We start from the raw sequence: 19,051 nt of genomic DNA on the forward strand, positions 1-19,051 counted from the left end.
ACACACCACCATCATTCAAGTCCACCTCAGTGGTCTTGAACCCCGGATACAACACAGCACCAGTCACCACAACAGCAACCGCAGCACCAAAAGCAGTACCTCTGAAAAGGCGGGATCGGAGAAGCGGATGGCGATCTGCCGTTGTGGATGCGATGCCTTTTGCGCGCGTTCGTCCGCGAAGATTCATGGAACGGTTCCCCCAGATAGACCCCGGCAACAGCCGGCTTCCGGCTTGTGACAGCCGGGCACAACAAATATAGCCTTAATGGCCAACAAATGGATAAACTCCTGGCTCCCTGGCGCTCTAGTCCAGAACAAGCCCCTTGCCCAGTCCGCGGCCGAGCCTCACCGGCCGGATCTCGCCGAAGCCGCGGACGTTCTCGGGCGGCTGGGGTTCCAGCACAAACCGTTCGTCATGGTCCAACGCTGAAGCCGTCATCGAGTCCACCAAAACAGTCCCGGGATCGGCAAGGGTTGTGAGCCGGGCCGCGAGGTTCACGGTGGGACCATAGATGTCACCGAGCCTCGAGAGGATCCTTCCCCACACCATGGCCACCCGTGCTTCGGGAAGAATCTCGTCCTCCGTGAAGGCCTGGGCAAGGGCAAGGGAGATCTCGGCGCCGGCTGCCGGGGTTTCTGCGATGTACAGGACCTCGTCCCCTACGGTTTTCACGAGCCTGCCGCCGCCCACGGAAATAATCTCCGCGCACTTGTTTTCGAAGCGCTGGACCAGACGGGCCAGGGTTTTTTCGTTCATGCGCCGTGACAGGCTGGTGTACGAGACCAGGTCAGCGAACCCTACGGCACGAGCCAGTGGCAGCGGAGCGTCATCCTCGTCGCCTTCCCGGCCTTCTTCGCTCGCCTGCAGCCCTGCCTCGGCGCGGACGGCCAGCCGCTGGACACCGGCGTTGAGCTGGCGCCGCCAGGAGTAGACCAGCACCTCCTCGAGGGCGTCCACCAGTGCGGGCAGCTCGTTGACCAGCCGCTTGCGCGCCACCGCATCGGTGACGCCCTGCTCGTGGACCATGTCCTCCACCAGGGCTTCGATCTGCCACACCACCATCCGGTCCGTCATCTGGCCAATGGAGCGGGTGACGGAAATGGCTGCTTCTTCAGTTAGTTTTCCGGAGCGCACCAGGTCCACCACGGTGGAGAGCGCAGCCTGGTCCCGCTCAGTAAAGGCGACGTCCTCGTCGCCAAAGTTCGGGAAGCCGAGGGCGCGCCACAATTTGCGTGCGGACAGCAGGGAAAGCCCTGCGCCGGCGGCAACTTCACGACGCCGGAGCTTGCGTTCCCCGCCGAGCAGCCTGGCTTCCAGCGCCTTCATGGCGAGCCGTTCGGCGGACATGGTGCCGGTAGGGGGGTTGCTGCTGTGCACGGGCTGGCGGGTGGAAGCCTGCTGGGGATGGCTGTCAGCGACGGAAGCAGGTTCCGGGACAGCGGCAGGATTGGGCGCACTTGAGTCCACGCGTTCCTCCTGGTCCTCATCGTTCATCCCGTCCACCTTCTCTCAGTTCCCATGGCACTGCGTCGGCGGAATAATCCATTGCTCCGCCGGCCTGGCCGTCGCGTTCGTCCGGCAGTTCCCCGATGGCATCGAGGATGAAATCCCGAAACCTGGCAACCTCCGGCACATCCTGGAAAGTCACCACGCCCTGGTACCCGGTTTCCAAGGATATATTCCCTGAGCGCACCAGGCGTTGAAGTACCGATTCGTGGACAGTCAGGTTGCGGACCGACGCGAGGTTCACCTGCTGGTCCTGCCGATGCAGTATCCCGGACCGTGAAATCATGCGGCGGCTGGTCAGCGTGTACCGCGTGCCCTGCCACTTCAGCAGCCGGGGCAGGCAGTATCCCAGCCAGACGCCTGCCACCGCCAGGGCGGACCCGGCGACCAGCCACGGCGTCCACGACGCGGTCAGTTCGGGAATCAGCCGCTCTGCTTCGCCACGGACCACCCATGCGGAAGCAAAGGCTGCGATGGCCGGCGAAAGAATGAACGCTGCTGCGGCCCCCGCCAGCTTCCTCGGCTGGGGGCGGGTGGTGACAATCACCTGCTCCCCCGGCACGAGGGCTTTACGCATAACCGCCCTGGCCGGACTCATCCGGTGACGTCCAGGGGCGCAGATGCACGACGTCCCCTGCGGTCACCACGTGCTCCCGGGACTCGCGGTCAAGCACCAGGAGCGACCCGTACTCGTCGAGCCTGGACGCATGGCCAATGATCTCGTGGTCGCCCGGGAGCTGCGCCCGGACCTGCTTGCCCAGCGTCGTCATGACTGCCTCCACCCGCTTATGCAGGGACGGCCCCCCGGCCAGGCCGGCCGCAGGGTCCCCGTCAGCGTTGCAGAAGTTGCGGTACAGCAGAGCAAAGTGTGAGAGGTAGCTTTTCAGCAGCTCGGTCCGGTCCGACGTCGTCGGCGATTCCAGCAGCACAGAGGTCGCCGTGGGCACCGGGAGTTCGGCTTCCCGCAGGGTGACGTTCAGGCCGGTTCCAAGGATGACGGGCGGCACCGAGCCGTCCACCATGGGACCAAGCTGGGCAAGGATTCCCGCAATCTTCCTACCGCGCACCAGGACGTCGTTGGGCCATTTCAGCTCCGCCGGCAGGCCCGCCGTTTCCAGCAGGGTCTCACGCAGCGCCAAGGCTCCGATGAGGGACAACCAGGAGTAACTCTGGGTGGGAAGCGGCCTGCCTTCCGCGTTTACCGGCTTCAGGACAACAGAAACGGAGACGGAACTGAGCGGAGGCGCTTCCCAGTGCCTGTCCAGGCGTCCGCGGGCCGCCGTCTGGTATTCCGCGGTCAGCACGGACATGTCCGGCCAGGCCGACGGCTCCACGGTGACCGCACGGAGGAGATCAGCATTGGTGGATCCGGTGGAGTCCACCACCTCGAGCCGGGCGATGCCGGCCGCTGACAGGAAGTGGTGGTCCGCGAGGTCCCGCCGGTTCAGGGGGGTACCGGGGGCGTGTGCGTCGTCCATACCTAAACTCTACCGACAGAGCTACGTCCTGAAAGTTCCCGGATTAGGGCTGCCCGGGCACGGGTCCTTCCAAGCGGGGGCGGCAGGTTACAGAAAAATGTCCGGTGCCAGGCGGTCTTCGGGTGCGCCGAGGCTGTACGGGCGGAAATCGGTGACTCCGGCCGCCGTGAGTACCTCTTCATCCGTGTAGAAGTTGCCGCTCGGCATGCCGCCGTCGCCAAGGTTGCTGCCGGTGAGTACCGCGTGGGCCGCGTCTGCCATGATCTCCGGGCCGCGCGCCGCCTGGACGATCTGCTCACCGTGCGGCATGTTCCTGATGGCAGCCGTATCGATCAGGGTGCAGGGCCACAACGAGTTCACCCTGATGCCGTCCCCCTTCAACTCTTCGGCGAGGCCGAGGGTGGTCAAACTCATGCCGTACTTGGCCATGGTGTAGGCCAGGTGCTTTCCGGCCCAGTGCGGGTCGAGGTTCAGGGGTGGCGAGAGTGTGAGGATATGGCCCTGGTCCGATGCCCGCAGCGCCGGCAGTGCCAGCTTGGACATCAGGAACGTCCCGCGGACATTGATGTCCTGCATCAGGTCGTACTTTTTCATGTCCACGTCGTCGGTGCGGGAGAGGTCGATCGCGGAGGCATTGTTGATGACGGCGTCGATACCCCCGAACTGGTCCACCGCAGCAGAGACGGCTCCGGCCACGTCGTCGTCATTCCGGACGTCGCCCACGAGGGGAAGGGCCTGGCCGCCCGCATCCACCACCTCCCTGGCAGCTGTGTAAACAGTTCCGGCCAGCCTGGGATGGGGTTCCCCTGTTTTCGCCATGAGGACGATATTGGCGCCGTCACGGGCCGCCCGGAGGGCGATCGCCAACCCGATTCCACGGCTCCCACCGGAGATCAGAATGGTCCGTCCCTTGAGTGAGCCGTCGGCCTGGTACCTGCCTGCAGGGCCGTGCGAAGCATCATTGCTCGAAGTCATGGCAACACTGTAACCCAACTAAGTTACTCATGAGTAACATTGCGGTGCTGCTGATGACGCGGCCGAAAATTGTAGGTTCCCTACAGCTGCCGCCGCCGGTAGCGTCACTAGACTTGCCAGCAGGGTTCGCCGTTTGTGTGGAAGCTACTTAAACCTCCGCGCACCGGACCCGCCAGCAAAACCAAGCACTACAGAATCAATCTGCTACAGAGCCGGAGATACTTGATGAGCCACGATCTGACAACGACTGCGGGAAAGATCGCCGATTTCCGCGACCGCCAGGCACGTGCCGAACAGCCCTCCGGCCCTGAAGCAATCGAAAAGCAGCACGCCCGCGGCAAGAACACCGCCCGGGAGCGCATTGCCCTCCTGCTGGACGAGGACTCCTTCGTGGAATTCGACGCCCTGGCCGTACACCGTTCCACCGCGTTCGGGATGGAGAAGAAAAAGCCGCTGGGCGACGGCCTGGTGTCCGGCTACGGCACCGTGGACGGCCGCCTCGTGGCTGTCTACAGCCAGGACTTTTCAGTGTACGGCGGTTCCCTCAGCCAGGTGAACGGCGAAAAGATCGTCAAGGTCCAGGAGTTTGCACTGCGCAACGGCTGCCCCGTCGTCGGCATCCTGGACGGCGGCGGTGCCCGCATCCAGGAAGGCGTGGCCTCCCTGGCAATGTTCGCGGACATCTTCCGCAACAACGTCCATGCCTCCGGCGTGGTGCCCCAGGTCTCGCTCATCATGGGCCCTTCTGCCGGCGGCGCCGCCTACTCCCCCGCGCTCACCGACTACGTGGTGATGGTGGACAAGACCTCCCACATGTTCATTACCGGCCCTGACGTCATCAAGACAGTCACCGGCGAGGACGTGGACATGGAAACCCTCGGCGGTGCCCGGCAGCACAATGCCACGACGGGAACGTCCACGTACCTGGCCTCGGATGAAGCGGACGCCATCGAGTTCGTCCGCGAACTGCTGGACTTCCTTCCCTCCAACAACCTCTCGGAGGCGCCCGTCCTGGAGCATACCCAGGGGCTGGACGTCGACGACGACGACCTCGCCCTGGATACCCTGATCCCCGACTCAGCAAACCAGCCCTACGACATGCGCACCGTCGTCGAACAAATTGTGGACGACGGCCACTTCCTGGAGATGCAGGCACTGTACGCGCCGAACGTGATGATCGGCTACGGCCGGGTGGAGGGACACACGGTGGGCATCGTGGCCAACCAGCCGCTCCAGTTCGCCGGCACCCTGGACATTGCCGCCTCGGAAAAGGCCGCCCGCTTCGTCCGGCACTGCGACGCGTTCAACATCCCCATCATCACCCTGGTGGACGTTCCCGGCTTCCTGCCCGGCAAGGACCAGGAATTCCAGGGCATCATCCGCCGCGGCGCCAAACTGCTCTACGCCTATGCTGAGGCAACCGTTCCGAAGCTCACCGTGATCACCCGCAAGGCCTATGGCGGCGCCTACATCGTGATGGGCTCCAAGAAGCTCGGTGCTGACCTGAACCTGGCCTGGCCCACTGCGCAGATCGGTGTGATGGGTGCCCAGGGTGCCGTCAACATCCTGTACCGGCGTGACCTTGTGGCGGTGGCAGAAGCAGGCGGGGACGTGGAAGCGCGGCGCGCCGAGGTCATCCGCCAGTACGAGGAAGAACTCCTCAACCCGTACCAGGCAGCTGAGCTCGGCTATGTGGACGCCGTCATCGCACCGTCCGAGACCCGCCTGCAAATCATCAGGGGGCTGCGCGCCCTGCGCGACAAGCGCGCCAGCCTTCCCACCAAGAAGCATGGGAACATCCCGCTGTGATCCCCGCCCAACCGGCTGAAGAGAACCAGCCACCTGCTGAACCGCTGCTCTCTGTTGTGAAAGGGCAGCCGACGGCCGAGGAACTGGCTGCGCTGACCGCCGTCGTTCTTTCCCTCGGCGGCGGCGAGCCTGAGCGGGCGGACAAGCCAACCGTCCGGCACTGGGTGCGCCGCCAGCAGCTCAGGCTGGGCCCCACCCCCGGTCCCGGGGCCTGGAAGAGAAGCCGCGGCTAGCCTGAACTTTCGCGGCCGGGCGGTTAGTCTCGGTGTGTGACTACAGACACTTCGCCTGCCACCGCCCGTCCACACACCCGGATCGACGCCGTCGCAGATGACTACACCGAGACACTGATCAGGCTCAATCCGTCCTTCGCGACCACCCTCGGCATACCCGGGCACGAGACTGAATACCAGGACTTCTCCCCCGCAGGCATCGCCGAATTCGCCGAAACCGCGCGCAAGGCACTGGCCGACCTCGAGGGCCTCACGCCGCAGGACGACGTTGACGCCGTCACGCTGGACGCCATGCAGGAGCGGCTGGGCCTGCAGCTGCTGATCCATGCGTCCGGCTGGGACTATGCCGACCTGAACAACATCGCCTCCCCCGCGCAGGATATCCGCGCCATTTTCGACCTCATGCCCACTGACAGTGAGCAGGACTGGCACCACATTGCCGGCCGCGCACGCAACGTTCCTGCCGCCATTGCCGGCTACACCGAATCGCTCCGGCTGGCAAAGGACGCCGGCCGGATCGCCGCCGTGCGGCAGGTGAAAATCGTCATTGAGCAGGTCACAAAGTACGCCGCGGAGGACGGCTTCTTCGCCAAGCTGGCGGCAGGGGCATCCACCGCCGCCGGCCCCCTGCCCGCGGGCCTTCAGGAAGAGCTCGACGGCGGAGCTGCCGCCGCCCGGGCGGCCTACGCCGGACTGGCGGACTTCCTGCGCACCGAACTGTTGCCCGCCGCGCCCGAAAAGGACGCCGTGGGCCGTGCGCGCTACGCCTTGGCATCCCGCTCATTCCTCGGCGCAACCGTGGACCTGGAAGAAACCTACGCATGGGGCGTGGAAGAGCTGGACCGGCTCATTGCGCAGCAGGAACAGGTAGCGCACACCATCAAGGCCGGCGCCACCATCGCCGAGGCCAAGGAGATCCTGAACAACGATCCCGCCAGGCAGCTGCAAGGGAAAGAAGCCCTGCGGGAGTGGATGCAGGAACTCTCGGACAAAGCCGTGGCCGAATTGGCCGGTGTCCACTTCGACATCCCGGATGTCATGAGGAAACTCGAGTGCCTGATTGCGCCCACTGACGAGGGCGGTATCTACTACACCGGCCCCTCGGACGATTTCAGCCGGCCCGGCCGGATGTGGTGGTCCGTCCCCGCCGGCGAGGACACTTTCACCACCTGGGCGGAAACCACCACCGTCTACCACGAGGGCGTGCCGGGCCACCACCTGCAGGTCGCCACCGCCACCTTCCGTCGTGAGCTGCTGAACAAGTGGCGGCGCAACGTCTGCTGGACGTCCGGCCATGGTGAAGGCTGGGCACTGTATGCGGAGAAGCTCATGCAGGAACTGGGCTACCTGAGCGATCCCGGCGACCGCATGGGCATGCTGGACATGCAGCGGATGCGTGCCGCACGGGTAGTTTTTGACATCGGCGTCCACCTTGAACTGGAGGTGCCCGGGCGTTGGGGCTCCGGCACCTGGACGGCGGACAAGGGCTACGAATTCCTGAAGGAAAACCTGCCCATCAGCGAAGGCCAGCTCAACTTCGAGTTCACCCGCTACCTCGGCTGGCCGGGCCAGGCACCCTCCTACAAGGTGGGACAGCGCCTGTGGGAACAAATCCGCGCGGAACTCGAAGCACGCCCCGGGTTCGACCTGAAGGAGTTCCACACAAGGGCACTCAACATCGGCTCCGTAGGACTGGACACCCTAAGGCGCGCGCTGCTTTCCTAGCCCCCTTCGGGGCGGGAGGGCAACATCCTCGGCGCGCTGCTCGTTCCTCGCTTTGACGCGCGCTGCCGGATGTCGCCCTCCCACCCCTTCACCAGCGAGACTTTAAGCACACCCGGACCGGGAATACTTAACATAGCCGCTGCACTCCCTTGATTTCACGGGGTTGATTCGCTCCAGCGGAAACTCGGGGCGCGTAATATTTCTCAATGTTCGTTCGCCGTGATATTGGAAGTGGCTCTACCGTATTCAGGTGAGCACTCAAACCCGCCCCTCAGAATCCGCAGGAAAGTCCGGCTTCCAGCTGCCCAAATGGGCTGGCTCGTTCGGCTTCCAGATCATCGCAGCCCTTGTCGTCGGGCTTGGCCTCGGCCTGCTGGCCAAGTACACCGGCAGCACGAAGGCCAGCCCCAACGCCCTCGGCGCCACGCTGCAGACCATCGGGTCCAGCTACGTGTCATTGCTGCAGACCGCCGTCGTACCCCTGATCTTCACCGCCGTCGTCAGCTCCATCTCAAACCTGCGGCAGGTGTCCAACGCCGCCAAGCTCGCGTGGAACACCCTGCTGTGGTTCGCCATTACCTCCCTGATTGCCGTGCTGATCGGCATCGGCCTGGGCGTCCTGCTGCAGCCCGGCGCCAACACCGGGATCACCGAGGAAGCCAAGTACTCCGGCAAATCCGGTGACTGGTGGGCCTTCCTGGTGGGCCTCTTCCCCAAGAACTTCCTCGGACTGGGCGCCAGCTCCACCGTTGCCGAATCCGGCGCCGTCACCACCTCCGTCAGCTTCAACGTGCTTCAGATCCTGGTGATCGCCATCGCCGTCGGTGTAGCCGCACTGAAGGTGGGCAAGGCCGCTGAGCCGTTCCTGAACCTGAACGCTTCCGCGCTGGCCGTCATCCAGAAGGTGCTGTGGTGGATCATCCGCATCGCCCCGCTGGGCACCGTGGGCCTCATCGGCAACGCAGTCGCTGTCTACGGGTGGGACACCATCGGCTCGCTGGGCAAGTTCACCTTCGCCATCTACGTCGGTCTCGCCCTGGTGATCTTCGCGGTCTACCCCATCCTGGTCCGCGCCCACGGCCTGTCCATCAAGCAGTACTTCTCCGGCGTATGGCCTGCGGTCCAGCTGGCCTTCGTCTCCCGTTCCTCGGTGGGCACGCTGCCCCTGACCCAGCGTGTGACCGAACGCAGCCTGGGCGTCCCCCGCGCCTACGCTTCCTTCGCCGTGCCGCTGGGCGCCACCACCAAGATGGACGGCTGCGCCGCCATTTACCCGGCCATCTCAGCCATCTTTGTGGCCCAGTTCTTCGGCATCCAGCTGGACTTCACCCAGTACCTGCTGATCGCCCTGGTCTCCGTCCTGGGTTCCGCGGCAACAGCCGGAACCACGGGCGCGGTGGTGATGCTCACGCTGACGCTGTCCACGCTGGGCCTGCCGCTGGCCGGCGTGGGACTGCTCCTCGCCATTGATCCGATCCTGGACATGGGCCGCACCGCTGTGAACGTGGCAGGCCAGGCGCTGGTCCCCACCATCGTGGCCAAGCGCCAGGGCATCCTGGACGAGCAGCTGTACAACGCGCCCCGCAATGGCACGCCGTTTGTTGACGACACCGTCGACGCCGATGCTGCTGCGGCATCCTCCGATGGAACCACCACGGACACCGCTCCGCGCCGGCTGGAGGATGTAAAGGCCTAAGGGTCCCTGCTCACCCCCTGCAAGAAGCAAGAAGTCCCCGGGAACTGAACTGTTCCCGGGGACTTCTGCTGCTTCAGGCGTTGTTCGGCGGGGCCGGTGCGGTCAGTGCCCGCCGCCGCCGATCACGCCGCTCTCCACTGCCTTGGTGACCGCGTCAGCCTCGGCCTGCGTCAGTTTCCCGTCCGTGACGGCCTGGTCCAGCCGGGTCTTCAGCCCCGCCGCCTTCTCTGCCTGCCGTTCGCTGCGGAGCTCCTCCAGCGCGGCGGCGACCTTGGACTCCTCAATGCCGAGCGATTCAGCCAGCGAGGCGGCAAGGGCAGCATCGCGGGCGGCTGCGTCAGGCTTTTCGCCTTCCGCCGGCCTCGTGGCGGGTTTGTTGGCCTCACGGAAGGCCTGGAGTGCCTCCGTCACCTTGGCCTCCTCGACGGCCAGCTTCTCCGCCAGTGCGGACGCCTGGGTAATTCCGCGCTCGCCGCCCCGCCCGCCATGCTTGCCCATGCCGCCGCCGGGCATGGTGCTGGTGCTCCCGTCAGCCGAGGCGCTGGAACTCACGCTTGGGGCGGGAGCCGGTGTTGTGGTGGCGGCGGCCATGCCGGCTACGCCAATTCCGGAAGCAAGGGCCAGCGCCGTAGCTGACAGGCCGAGGGTCATTTTCTTTGTGCGTGACATTTCTTGTCTCCTGGTACTGCCGTCCGGGACGGCTGCTGGTTGTAGTCCTTTTCGGGACATTTCCAGCATCCGGGGGCAAGTCATGGGAGAGCTGTCCGGAACCTTTCATTCTCCTGTGAAAGCAAGTTGCCCAGAGTGCAAAGTTGCACGTAGTGTAAATGCGTGACAACTTCCGCTGAGCCTGCCCTGCCCGGGAACGCCGCCCGTGCGCCCATGGCAACCTCACGCCGTGAGCTGAACAAAGCCGCAACCCGCCAGGGCATCACCGACGCCGCGCTTACCCTCCTGCGCAGCAAAGGGCCCGGAAACTTCACGGTCGAGGACATCGCCGATACTGCCGGCATCTCGCGGCGCACGTTCTTCAATTACTTCAGCAGCACCGACGCCGCCCTCGCGTCCGTCACCCACGGCTTCCTGGACAATGCCATCCAGCAGTTCAAGCTCCGGCCCGCAAACGAGCCCATCCTGCAGTCGGCCCAGGAGGCGCTTATGGCGCTGGCGGACCCGATGACCGTTGCCCCGCTGGCCGAACTGTTCACGCTGACCCAGCAGAGCACCCTCATGTCGCACTCCGAACTGGAGGCCTGGGACCACTGCCGGGAACAGATCACCGCGGTGGCCCGCGGCCGCGCGGCGGCAGGGCCAGGGGCCGTGGATGAGCTCTACCTCCGAGCCCTGGCCGGTTCAGTAATTTCCTGCGGCAAGGCCGCCATGGAGGTCTGGTTCACCCGCCGTGGCGCCGACCTCTCCCCGGCATCCCTTGCCGAGCTCCGCCAGCTCCTGATCGACGCCATGGCGCTGCTGGGTTCCGGTTTCACCGCAGGTAGCACGCCTGCCCCCTCACCTTCCGCCTCCCGTTCCTCCTGATCAGATCGGTCCCCTCACATGGCATTGTTCCTTTACCGCCTGGGCAAGTTCTCCTACCGCCGGCGCTGGCTGGTCATCTCCCTCTGGCTTGCCGCCCTGCTGGCCGTGGGAGGTGCTGCGGCAGCCTTCCACGGGACGCTGTCCAACAACTTCCAGATTCCCGGCACTGAAACGCAGCGGATCGCGGACAAGCTGAAGGAAGAACTTCCCTCGGCTTCCGGCGGGACCGCCACCATCGTCTTTGAAGCGCCCGACGGCGGTTTCACGGCCGGGAGCCAGGCGGCCGTGACGGACGCACTCAAGAAACTCGAGGGCGTCCCGGACGTCCGCGGAACCGTGGACCCGTTTGCCACCCAGGCGCAGGTGGACCAGGCCGGCCAGGCCATCATCGACGGCGAGCAGCAGCTGGCCGCCGGCAAGGCACAGCTGGATGCCTCCCGTGCGCAGCTTGAAGCCGGCCAGGCGCAACTTGCCGCAGCGGAACAGCAGCTGGCTGCTGCGGGCGCCCCCGCCGCGCTCATCGAGGCACAGCTCGGCCAGCAAAAAGCCGCCCTGGCTGAGGGCCAGGCGAAGCTCGACGCCGGTGCGCAGGAACTGGAAGCCGGTACGGCGAAACTTGAACTCGGCAAGCGCCAGGCGGAGGCATCCTCGGCTATCCGCTTTGTGTCCGAGGACGGCCGCGCCGCCGTCGCCCAAGTCCAGTTCAACACCTCCATCAACGGCCTGAGCCCGGAGGTCCGCCAGCAGGTCCAGGACATTGCCCACGAAACCTCCGCAGCAGGCGTCACCGCCTATGCCAGCAAGGAGATCACCGAGGACATCTCGGAACTCTTCGGCGCGGCCGAGATCATCGGCATCGCCGTCGCCGCCCTGGTCCTGATCCTCATGCTGGGCACGCTGATTGCTGCCGGACTGCCGCTGCTGATGGCCATCGTGGGAGTCGGCGTCGGCGTCGGCATCACCTTCGCGCTCTCCGGCCTCTTCGACATGAGCTCCATCTCCCCCATGCTGGCCCTCATGCTGGGCCTGGCTGTGGGCATTGACTACTCCCTCTTCATCGTCAACCGCCACCGGACCCAACTGCTCGCCGGCATGGACCCGGAGGAATCGGTGGCACGGGCCGCAGGCACGTCCGGCAATGCCGTGGTGTTCGCAGGCCTGACCGTGATCATCGCCCTCGCCGCCCTGGTGGTGCCGGGCCTGCCGTTCCTCACCGTCATGGGCCTGGCCGCGGCCGGAACCGTGGCAGTGGCTGTCCTGGTGGCCATCACCCTCACTCCCGCCATGCTGTCCCTGATCGGGCGGCGCATCATCTCCCGCCGTGCGTGGGCCAAAGCCGAAGCGCACAACGCCGAACCGGGCCACGAAGCCGAGGACGAGGCCAAGGACCGCGAGCGCAGCACCCACGGATGGGGCGGCCTGGTCACCAAGCACCCCGTCCTTGCGCTCCTGGCCGGGGTGGTCCTCCTGGGCACCCTGGCCCTGCCCGCCACCCAGCTGCAGCTTGCACTGCCGGACGGCGGCTCCGAACCCGTGGAGTCCGAGGCCTACCAGGCCTACGACCTGACGGCACGCAGTTTCGGTGAGGGCGTCACCGGCCCCATCGTCGCCGTGGGTGAGTTCCCTGCGGATCTGGATGAGGCTGAAGCCCAGACCCTGCAGTACGACGTTGCGGACAAGCTCCGCGCCGTGGACAACGTGGTGGCCGCCGTGCCGGTGGCACTCAGCGAGGACCGCCGGACCGCGGTGTTCCAGGTCATCCCCAAGGAAGGCCCGGCCAGCGCCAGCACTGTGCAGGTGGTTTCCGAGCTTCGCGGCCTGAATAGCGAAATACAGTCCGAGTACGGCGTGGCCATGGGCCTGACGGGTCAGACCGCCGGCAACGTGGACGTCTCCACCAAGCTCGGTGACGCGCTGCCGCCCTACCTGGCGATCGTCGTCGGACTTTCCCTGATCCTCCTGCTGCTGGTATTCCGCTCCATCGTGGTGCCGCTGCTGGCCACCGGTGGATTCCTGCTCTCCCTCGCCGCTGCCTTCGGTGCCGTGGTGGCCGTGTATCAGTGGGGCTGGCTGGGCGGTGTGTTCGACGTCGCCAACCCCGGCGCCGTCCTGAGCTTCCTGCCCATCATCCTCATCGGTGTGCTGTTCGGTTTGGCCATGGACTACCAGGTGTTCATCGCCTCCGGCATGCGTGAGGCCTACATGCACGGCTCCACGGCCAGGGAAGCAGTCCGGGTGGGCTTCCGCCACGCCGCCGCCGTGGTGACCGCCGCAGCGATCATCATGGTCAGCGTCTTTGCCGGCTTCATCTTCAGCCACCTGACCATGGTCCGGCCGCTGGGCTTCGCCATGGCGTTCGGCGTCCTCCTGGATGCCTTCGTGGTGCGCATGACGATTGTCCCCGCCGTCATGTATCTGCTGGGTGAAAAGTCCTGGTGGCTGCCGCGGTGGCTGGACCGGATCCTGCCTGACGTGGACGTTGAAGGCGCCAAACTGGTGCGGCTGGAGAGCCGCCACCCGAAGCACGCCAAAGAGGCCGAGCCGGTCCACTAGGCTGGAGCCGTGGTCCGCCTGATTCTCGCTTCCCAGTCCCCCGCCCGCACCAAGCTCCTGGCCGAGGCCGGCATCAGGCACTCAGTCCTGGTGTCCGATGTGGACGAGGACGCCGTGCAGGCCCGTTATGGCGTCACCGATCCCCACGACACCGCCCTGCTCCTGGCCCGCGCCAAGGCTGAAGCGGTGGCCGCCCTGCCGGAAGCGGAAGGCGCCCTGGTACTCGGCTGCGACTCCGTGTTTGAGTTCGACGGCGAGGCCCACGGCAAGCCCTATACGGCCGCCGTCGCCCGCGAGCGCATGCTGCGGATGAGCGGGAACACCGGCGTGCTGCACACCGGTCACTGGCTGGTGGACTGCCGGGACACTGATACAGGCGACTACGGCGACGACGGCGGCGGGGAACAGGGTTCCGGCGCCACTTTGGGGACGGTGGCCTCAGCCGAGGTCACCTTCCTGGAGATGGAACCTGCCGAGATCGACGCCTACATCGCCACCGGCGAGCCACTGCAGTGCGCCGGGTCCTTCACCATAGACGGCCTGGGCGGGGCGTTCATCCGTAAGGTCGACGGCGACCCCCACACCGTCGTCGGGCTTTCCGTCTCCACCCTTCGGAGCCTCCTGTCCTCAGCGAACGTCCGTATCACCGACCTCTGGTCCGTATAGCGGGACTGGTACGGGCTGCAACAAAACTGCCGCAATTGGCAGACTCTTGTAGCTTCCCTACAAAGCCCGGCCCGTTTACACGCGGATTCCGCAAGTAATATCGGCGGAACCCTCAAAACCGCGCTAGGCTCCCTGAAGGAAAGAAGGAGACGCCTTGTCAGCAAATTTGGAGCAGTCCGCAGGAACCACGCACTCGACCCTCACAAAGGTGCTGATCGCCAACCGCGGTGAAATCGCCGTGCGCATCATCCGCGCGGCCCGCGACGAAGGCATCGCCTCAGTAGCCGTCTACGCCGACCCGGACCGGGACGCCCTGCATGTCCGCCTGGCAGACGAGGCCTATGCCCTGGGCGGGAACACGGCCGCCGAGTCCTACCTCGTCATGGACAAAATCATCGAGGCCGCCCGCCAGTCCGGCGCCGACGCGATCCACCCCGGCTACGGCTTCCTGGCCGAGAACGCCCAGTTCGCGGCACGCGTGATTGAAGCTGGCATCACCTGGATCGGCCCCTCGCCGGAAGCCATCTCGGCCCTCGGCGACAAGGTCCAGGCCCGCCACATTGCCGAGAAGGTCGGCGCCCCGCAGGTTCCCGGCACAGCTGACCCGGTGGATTCCGCCGAGGAGATCCTCGATTTCGTGGACAAGTTCGGCCTTCCGGTGGCCATCAAGGCCGCCTTCGGGGGCGGCGGACGCGGCATCAAGGTAGCGCGCACCCGCGAGGAAATTCCCGAGCTGTTTGAGTCCGCCGTGCGCGAGGCCACCGCCGCCTTCGGCCGCGGCGAGTGCTTTATCGAGCGTTTCCTGGACGCCCCCCGGCACGTCGAGACGCAGTGCCTGGCGGATGCCCACGGCAACGTCGTGGTGGTTTCCACCCGCGACTGTTCGCTCCAGCGCCGCAACCAGAAACTGGTGGAGGAGGCTCCGGCGCCGTTCCTCACCGAAGAGCAGAACCGCCGCCTGTACGAGTCCTCTAAGGCCATTCTCAAAGAGGCAGGCTATCTCGGCGCCGGCACCTGCGAATTCCTGGTGGGCCAGGACGGCACCATCTCCTTCCTGGAAGTCAACACGCGCCTGCAGGTGGAGCACTGCGTTTCCGAGGAAGTTACCGGCATCGACCTGGTCCGTGAGCAGTTCCGGCTGGCCCGGGGCGAAGAGCTCGGCTACGGCGATCCCGAGGTCCGCGGCCACTCCTTCGAGTTCCGCATTACGGGTGAAGACCCGGGCCGGAACTTCATGCCCGCACCCGGGACGATTCGTGTCCTGAAGAACCCCACCGGGCCTGGCGTCCGAATCGACTCGGGCGTCGAACAGGGCGACGAGATCAGCGGCAACTTCGACTCCATGCTCTCCAAACTGATCGTCACCGGCGCCACGCGCAGCCAAGCACTGCAGCGCTCCCGGCGTGCACTGGAGGAGATGGTGGTGGAGGGTATCCCCACCGTCATCCCGTTCGACCTTGCGGTGGTTTCGGATCCCGCTTTCGCCCCGGCCGAGGGACCCTTCACGGTCCATACCCGCTGGATCGAGACCGAGTTCGTCAACAACCTTCCGGCCTGGACGCCGGACGGCGCGGCCGACATGGACGGCAGGGCGGAGGACCGCCAGCGCGTGGTGGTCGAAGTCGGCGGCAAGCGCCTCGAGGTGGTCCTGCCGGCATCCCTGGGTTCCGTGGGAAGCGGCGGGGCGGCATCGGCCGGGAAGCCTGCGAAGTCGAAGAAGCGCTCACGCTCCGGCGGTCCTGCCGCTGCCACCGGCAATGCCCTCACCTCCCCCATGCAGGGCACCATCGTGAAGGTCGCGGTGACCAACGGTGATGTGGTTTCCGAGGGCGACCTTGTGGTGGTCCTGGAGGCGATGAAGATGGAGCAGCCGCTGACGGCACACCGCTCCGGAGTCATCATCGGGCTGGAGGCATCATCCGGCGAAACGGTGTCTGCCGGCGCCATCATCGCCGTGATCGAAGACCAGTAAGCGCGGGAGGATCCATGCTTGCACCCAGTTTCCAGGAAGAAGTGGACCGCTACCATCTGGCGGTCCCCGAAATCACGCGGGGCAACCCTGCACCCGTCAAGGAGCTTTACTCCCAGCTGGACGATGTGACCCTCGCGAATCCCTTCGGCGGGATCGCCCGCGGCTGGGCGCAGGTGGAGGCACGGCTGGACCAGGCTTCACGGCAGTTCCAGGACGGCCAAATGCTGGGGTTTGACACGATCACGTCCTACACGGCACGTGACACCGCCTACCTCGTGGAGACTGAACATTTCCGTGCCCGTCTGGACGGTGCCGCCGTTGCCGAGGAGTTCGCGCTCCGGGTCACCAGCATCTTCCGGCGTGAAGAAGGCTACTGGAAGCTCGTGCACCGGCATGCAGACCCAGCCGCCCGTCCCCAGTCCCGCCGCTCCCTCAGCCAACCTGCCGGTTAGCTGACAGGCCGGGGCTGAACCGGCACACTTAGCAGATGTTGCCTTTCCTGCTCCTGGCCTCCCGGGCGGAAGACGCTGCCGCCGACGACGAATACGCCGCCTACCTTCGGTATGGCGGGCTGGAACCGCGCGAGCTGCGCCGCGTCAGGCTGGAAGCTGCCCCGCTGCCGGAACTGGACTTGTCCAGCTATTCGGGCGTGATCGTGGGTGGAAGCCCGTTCACCTCCAGTGACCCGCCCGGGCAAAAGACCGCTGTCCAGCACCGGGTGGAGCGGGAGCTGTCCGGGCTGCTGGACGAGCTGGTGGTCCGGGACTTTCCGTTCCTGGGCGCCTGCTACGGCGTGGGTACGCTGGGAACGCACCAAGGGGCCGTGATCGACAGGACCTACGGCGAGCCGCTGGGCGGTGTGGAGATCGAACTCACGGACGCCGGGCTGGAAGACCCGGTCCTGGAGGGTATGCCCCGCTCGTTCACGGCCTTCACCGGCCACAAGGAAGCCTGCACCAGGCTCCCGCCGCACGCCGTGGTGCTCGCGCGTTCCGCGGCCTGCCCGGTGCACATGTTCCGTATCCGGAAGAACCTGTATGCCACGCAGTTCCATCCCGAACTGGACGTGGATGGCCTCATCACCCGCATCGATATCTACCGGCATGCCGGCTATTTCCCGCCTGAATCAGCGGAACAACTGATGGAAGACGCCCGGCAGTTCACGGTCACCGAACCCATGAACGTTCTCCGGAATTTCGTGGCCCGCTACGCCCGGTAGACAAGAATGCCCGGCTGGTCAGCTGACCAGCCGGGCATTACGTGTCAGTGCTGTCAGGCCACGTTGTTTTCGTAGTCCAGGTCGCGCGTCTCCTTGCTCACGAACAGGGCTATGAGCGTCAGAACGGCCATGGAGGTCAGATAGATGCCCACGAGCACCGGGCTGCCATCCGCCATTTCCCACAGCGCGACGGCGATGAACGGGGCCACCGCTGCGCCCAGGATGCTGGAGAAGTTGTAGCTCACCGCTGATCCGGTGTACCGGACATTGGTGGGGAACAGTTCCGGCAGCAGCGCACCCATCGGCCCGAACGTCAGGCCCATCAGGGAGAAACCAATCACCAGCAGCGCCATGGTGCCCACGAAGCCGCCACTGAACAGCGGGACGAAGAGCAGGCCGAAGACGAAGATGCCGCCCGTGACGGCAAGGAGCATCTTGCGGCGGCCGTACTTCTCGGCCAGCGGCCCGGACACGAGGGTGAAGATGCCGAAGAAGACGACGCCGGCAATCAGCATCCACAGGAAGTCGTTGCGGGTGTAGCCCAGGCCGGGAACGAACGCGGCAGCTGCCGCTTCCGTCATCGGCTTTCCTGCCTTTTCAGCGGCAGCCCTGGCGGCCTCCAGGCTGGCCGGACGGGTGCCGTAGGTGAGGGTGAACGTGGTCATCAGGTAGAAGAGCACATACGTGGCGAGCATGATGAACGTACCCAGGATGAGCTGGCGCCAGCTGGTCTTGAACACCCGGCCCAGGGGCAGCTTGGCTACCTCGTTGGACTCGATCACCTTGGTGAAGGCAGGGGTCTCGATCAGCTTCAGGCGGACGTACAGGCCGATGATGACCATGACGGCGCTGAGCAGGAACGGTACGCGCCAGCCCCAGGCCTGGAAGTCGGCCGGCGACAGCGCGTAGCTGAACACCAGGAAGATGACGTTGGCAATGATGAAGCCGATGGGGGCGCCCAGCTGCGGGAACGTGCCATAGATGGCGCGCTTGTTGGCGGGGGCGTTCTCGGTGGCCAGCAGCGCGGCGCCGCTCCATTCGCCACCCAGGGCCAGGCCCTGGGCGAAACGCATGACCACCAGCAGTGCCGGCGCCCAGAACTGCCAGCCCGGCACCAGTGCCGTGGGCAGGCAGCCGATCAGGAATGTTGCAATACCCATGGTGAGCAGGGATGCCACCAGGGTGCCCTTGCGGCCGAACTTGTCACCGAAGTGCCCAAAGACGATTGAACCCAGCGGGCGGGCCACGAAGGCCACACCGAACACCGCGAAGGAGCTCAGGAGCTGGGTTGTTTCGTTCTGGTTGGGGAAGAACAGCTGGGGGAAAACCAGCACCGCGGCAGTGGCGTAGACGTAGAAGTCGTAGAACTCAACCGTGGTGCCGATGAGGCTGGCAACAATCACGCGCCCGCGTGAGTTCACCGGCTGCGACCCGGGCACCGTGGAGGTATGGGTGGATGACATAGGTAAACGCTTTCGCTCGAACCGGCCGGACGCCGGCAGTGCGCCCGGCTCGAAATAGTTAGAGTTCAATATTAGTTCCCGCGGTCCAGTCAATGGACGAAAGGTCCAGTATGCGGACCTGTGCTGTCCGTCTCACCTGCCGGCCCTTCACATGGCCTCACGTGCCTCCCGGCCCGCCGATAGGCAAATGTCACAGCGCGTTAACAAACCTCGTCGGTC

17 protein-coding genes are annotated in these 19,051 nt (G+C 65.6%); 10 read left to right on the forward strand and 7 right to left on the reverse strand.

Features of this window, described 5'->3' with window-relative positions; all coding sequences use genetic code 11:
- The 5 genes from CXX84_RS19355 to CXX84_RS14020 all read right to left on the reverse strand — a co-directional run.
- Positions 1 to 187 (reverse strand): hypothetical protein (locus tag CXX84_RS19355; protein WP_223253100.1); only part of this gene is annotated, 187 nt, incomplete at its 3' end.
- Between the two features lie 117 nt (positions 188 to 304).
- Positions 305 to 1,495 (reverse strand): adenylate/guanylate cyclase domain-containing protein, encoded by a 1,191-nt coding sequence (locus CXX84_RS14005; protein WP_102977334.1) that lies wholly within the window; start codon positions 1,493 to 1,495, stop codon positions 305 to 307.
- A complete protein-coding gene (locus CXX84_RS14010) occupies positions 1,485 to 2,084 on the reverse strand; it encodes a PH domain-containing protein (RefSeq protein ID WP_102977335.1) in 600 nt (199 codons plus the stop codon). Before CXX84_RS14010 ends, CXX84_RS14005 begins: the two co-directional genes overlap by 11 nt.
- Positions 2,077 to 2,985: a biotin--[acetyl-CoA-carboxylase] ligase gene (locus CXX84_RS14015; RefSeq protein WP_102977336.1), complete on the reverse strand. Its 909-nt coding sequence runs from the start codon at positions 2,983 to 2,985 to the stop codon at positions 2,077 to 2,079. Before CXX84_RS14015 ends, CXX84_RS14010 begins: the two co-directional genes overlap by 8 nt.
- Positions 2,986 to 3,072: 87 nt before the next feature.
- Positions 3,073 to 3,960, reverse strand: a complete 888-nt coding sequence (locus tag CXX84_RS14020) for an SDR family oxidoreductase (RefSeq protein ID WP_102977337.1) — start codon at positions 3,958 to 3,960, stop codon at positions 3,073 to 3,075.
- Positions 3,961 to 4,185: 225 nt separating this feature from the next.
- Here CXX84_RS14020 and CXX84_RS14025 point away from each other — a divergent pair, with 225 nt between their 5' ends.
- The 4 genes from CXX84_RS14025 (at position 4,186) to CXX84_RS14040 (ending at position 9,423) form a co-directional block, all read left to right on the forward strand.
- On the forward strand, positions 4,186 to 5,769 hold the full coding sequence (locus CXX84_RS14025; RefSeq protein ID WP_102977338.1) for an acyl-CoA carboxylase subunit beta: 1,584 nt from the start codon (positions 4,186 to 4,188) through the stop codon (positions 5,767 to 5,769).
- Positions 5,766 to 6,002 carry an acyl-CoA carboxylase subunit epsilon gene (locus CXX84_RS14030; protein WP_102977339.1) on the forward strand — a complete coding sequence of 79 codons (237 nt, stop codon included), beginning with the start codon at positions 5,766 to 5,768 and terminating at the stop codon, positions 6,000 to 6,002. The genes CXX84_RS14025 and CXX84_RS14030 overlap by 4 nt, the downstream gene beginning before the upstream one ends.
- A 36-nt stretch (positions 6,003 to 6,038) precedes the next feature.
- Positions 6,039 to 7,727, forward strand: coding sequence for a DUF885 domain-containing protein (locus CXX84_RS14035; protein ID WP_102977340.1), 1,689 nt, complete (start codon positions 6,039 to 6,041; stop codon positions 7,725 to 7,727).
- Positions 7,728 to 7,977: 250 nt separating this feature from the next.
- Entirely contained in the window at positions 7,978 to 9,423 is a 1,446-nt protein-coding gene (locus CXX84_RS14040; protein WP_102977341.1) for a dicarboxylate/amino acid:cation symporter, read from the forward strand.
- A 102-nt stretch (positions 9,424 to 9,525) separates the two neighbouring features.
- On the opposite strand, the gene CXX84_RS14045 is transcribed toward CXX84_RS14040, so the two are convergent.
- Positions 9,526 to 10,092, reverse strand: a complete 567-nt coding sequence (locus CXX84_RS14045; RefSeq protein ID WP_102977342.1) for a hypothetical protein — start codon at positions 10,090 to 10,092, stop codon at positions 9,526 to 9,528.
- A 213-nt stretch (positions 10,093 to 10,305) separates the two neighbouring features.
- Here CXX84_RS14045 and CXX84_RS14050 point away from each other — a divergent pair, with 213 nt between their 5' ends.
- The 6 genes from CXX84_RS14050 (at position 10,306) to CXX84_RS14075 (ending at position 17,369) form a co-directional block, all read left to right on the forward strand.
- Positions 10,306 to 10,959, forward strand: coding sequence for a TetR/AcrR family transcriptional regulator (locus CXX84_RS14050; RefSeq protein ID WP_102977343.1), 654 nt, complete (start codon positions 10,306 to 10,308; stop codon positions 10,957 to 10,959).
- An 18-nt stretch (positions 10,960 to 10,977) separates the two neighbouring features.
- Positions 10,978 to 13,512, forward strand: coding sequence for an MMPL family transporter (locus CXX84_RS14055; RefSeq protein WP_102977344.1), 2,535 nt, complete (start codon positions 10,978 to 10,980; stop codon positions 13,510 to 13,512).
- A 9-nt stretch (positions 13,513 to 13,521) separates the two neighbouring features.
- Positions 13,522 to 14,178 carry a Maf family protein gene (locus CXX84_RS14060; RefSeq protein WP_102977345.1) on the forward strand — a complete coding sequence of 219 codons (657 nt, stop codon included), beginning with the start codon at positions 13,522 to 13,524 and terminating at the stop codon, positions 14,176 to 14,178.
- A 154-nt stretch (positions 14,179 to 14,332) separates the two neighbouring features.
- Positions 14,333 to 16,150, forward strand: coding sequence for an acetyl/propionyl/methylcrotonyl-CoA carboxylase subunit alpha (locus tag CXX84_RS14065; protein ID WP_102977346.1), 1,818 nt, complete (start codon positions 14,333 to 14,335; stop codon positions 16,148 to 16,150).
- A gap of 14 nt (positions 16,151 to 16,164) precedes the next feature.
- Positions 16,165 to 16,602 (forward strand): YybH family protein, encoded by a 438-nt coding sequence (locus CXX84_RS14070; RefSeq protein ID WP_102977347.1) that lies wholly within the window; start codon positions 16,165 to 16,167, stop codon positions 16,600 to 16,602.
- A gap of 35 nt (positions 16,603 to 16,637) precedes the next feature.
- Positions 16,638 to 17,369, forward strand: a complete 732-nt coding sequence (locus CXX84_RS14075; RefSeq protein WP_102977348.1) for a glutamine amidotransferase — start codon at positions 16,638 to 16,640, stop codon at positions 17,367 to 17,369.
- 53 nt (positions 17,370 to 17,422) lie between these two features.
- Here the strand turns inward: CXX84_RS14075 and CXX84_RS14080 are convergent, their stop codons facing one another.
- The gene (locus tag CXX84_RS14080; RefSeq protein ID WP_102977349.1) at positions 17,423 to 18,832 is read right to left on the reverse strand and encodes an MFS transporter; all 1,410 of its coding nucleotides are present in this window, start codon (positions 18,830 to 18,832) and stop codon (positions 17,423 to 17,425) included.
- Positions 18,833 to 19,051 lie beyond the last annotated feature (219 nt).

The organism is Arthrobacter sp. AFG7.2, assembly GCF_002892835.1.
Classification (GTDB): Bacteria; Actinomycetota; Actinomycetes; order Actinomycetales; family Micrococcaceae; genus Arthrobacter.